The organism is Streptomyces sp. NPDC003016 (assembly GCF_053591455.1).
The window spans coordinates 1-1,538 of record NZ_JBSFTV010000098.1; the positions used below are offsets into that span (position 1 = coordinate 1).

Consider the following 1,538-nt stretch of genomic DNA (forward strand, 5'->3'; position numbering starts at 1 on the left):
CGTTATGTTTTTCGCGGTCCTGCAATGGGGCCGCTGGCCTCCGGGCCCGGTATGGCTGTGTCCCCTCTGTCGAAGTGATGACCTGGGGGGTGGTGCCGCCGGGTCCGAGGGGTGCCGTCGGAGACGCTGATGAGAGATCCGGCCACCGCCCGGTCCGGCGCAATGCCGGGCAGCCTGCGGGCGGCAGGTCTGCATAACGTGGATGCGCGAGCACGGTGCCACCGCCGAGACCGGCACGGTCAACCACCTGGAAAGGGTGCGATGTTAGACACCGAAGGCGTGGGCGTCTTCCTCGGGATGGACGTCGGCAAGACCACTCACCACGGCCACGGGCTCACCCCGGCCGGGAAGAAGGTCTTCGACAAGCCGATGCCCAACAGCGAACCGAAACTGCGGGCCGTCTTCGACAAGCTCAAAGCCAAGTTCGGCACGGTCCTGGTGATCGTGGACCAGCCCGCGTCCATCGGCGCCCTGCCCCTGACCGTGGCCCGCGACGCGGGCTGCGAGGTCGCCTACCTGCCCGGACTCGCGATGCGACGGATCGCCGACCTTTACCCGGGCGAGGCGAAAACGGACGCGAAGGACGCGGCGGTGATCGCGGACGCCGCCCGGACGATTCCTCACACTCTGCGTTCCCTGGAGCTGACCGACGAGATCACCGCCGAGCTCACGGTGCTGACCGGCTTCGATCAGGATCTCGCGGCCGAGGCGACCCGCACCAGCAACCGGATACGCGGCCTGCTCACCCAGTTCCACCCCAGCCTCGAGCGCGTGCTCGGCCCGCGACTGGACCACCCCGCCGTCACCTGGCTCCTCGAGCGATACGGCTCCCCGGCCGTACTGCGCAAGGCCGGCCGCCGCAGACTCGTCGAACTCGTCCGCCCCAAGGCCCCGCGCATGGCCGGCCGGCTGATCGACGAGATCTTCGACGCCCTCGACGAACAGACCGTCGTGGTCCCGGGAACCGGCACCCTCGACATCGTGATCCCGTCCCTGGCCGCCTCGCTCGCCGCGGTCCACGACCAGCGCCGGGCACTGGAAGCGCAGATCAGCAGCCTGCTGGCGGCCCACCCTCTTCACCCGGTCCTGACCTCGATGCCCGGAGTCGGCGTCAGGACCGCCGCCGTCCTCCTGGTCACGGTCGGCGACGGCACAGGCTTTCCCAGCGCCGCCCACCTCGCCTCCTACGCCGGCCTCGCCCCCACGACCAGATCCTCAGGGACCTCGATCCACGGCGAACACGCACCCCGCGGCGGAAACCGGCAGCTCAAACGCGCGATGTTCCTCTCCGCCTTCGCCTGCATGAACGCCGACCCCGCCTCCCGCACCTACTACGACCGCCAACGCGCCCGCGGCAAGACCCACACCCAAGCCCTCCTCCGCCTCGCCCGCCAACGCATCAGCGTCCTCTTCGCCATGCTCCGCGACGGCACCTTCTACGAGTCCAGAACCCCCACCGTCACCCTCGCCGCATAACCACCCCAGACAGCCTCAAAACCGTCACCACATCCTTGACGAAGGACATAGAGACACCCCCC

The 1,538-nt window shown here is 69.2% G+C and carries 1 protein-coding gene; it reads left to right on the plus strand.

All coding sequences use genetic code 11. From position 1 onward, the window contains the following. Nucleotides 1-261: 261 nt before the first annotated feature. On the plus strand, nt 262-1,476 hold the full coding sequence (locus ACWDZ4_RS35045) for an IS110 family transposase (protein WP_451512425.1): 1,215 nt from the start codon (nt 262-264) through the stop codon (nt 1,474-1,476). Nucleotides 1,477-1,538: the final 62 nt, after the last annotated feature.

Bases quoted from the DNA above. Each gene is read 5' to 3' on its own strand.
- ACWDZ4_RS35045 (WP_451512425.1), top strand. From the start codon at position 262: ATGTTAGACACCGAAGGCGTGGGCGTCTTCCTCGGGATGGACGTCGGC.